Annotated in this window: 1 protein-coding gene; it reads left to right on the forward strand. The window is 45.7% G+C overall.

Annotated features, from left to right (window positions below; translation table 11 throughout):
• Positions 1-335, forward strand: a 335-nt coding sequence (locus tag ACNKXV_RS13745) for an endo-1,4-beta-xylanase (protein ID WP_417908291.1), incomplete at both ends; no start/stop codon positions are given.

The raw sequence follows: 335 nt of genomic DNA on the forward strand, positions 1-335 counted from the left end.
AGAACTCACGCTACGAATGGAAGACCATATTGAGCAGGTGGTGGGCAGGTACAAAGGAAAAATTAACGGTTGGGATGTGGTCAATGAGGCTTTTGAGGACGATGGTACTTGGCGCAAAACGCATTGGTACAACCTGATCGGGGAAGATTTTATCAAAAAAGCTTTTGAAAAAGCGCACGAAGTAGATCCTGCTGCTGCGCTTTATTATAATGATTACAATGTCTGGAAACCGGCTAAGCGAAAGGCCATATTGGAAATGGCGACCAAACTCAGAAATCAGGGAGTACGAATCGACGGGATAGGCATGCAAGGACACTATCGGGTGGATTCTCCTT

Origin of the sequence: Christiangramia aquimixticola (genome assembly GCF_048285835.1) — a bacterium.
Classification (GTDB): domain Bacteria; phylum Bacteroidota; class Bacteroidia; order Flavobacteriales; family Flavobacteriaceae; genus Christiangramia; species Christiangramia aquimixticola.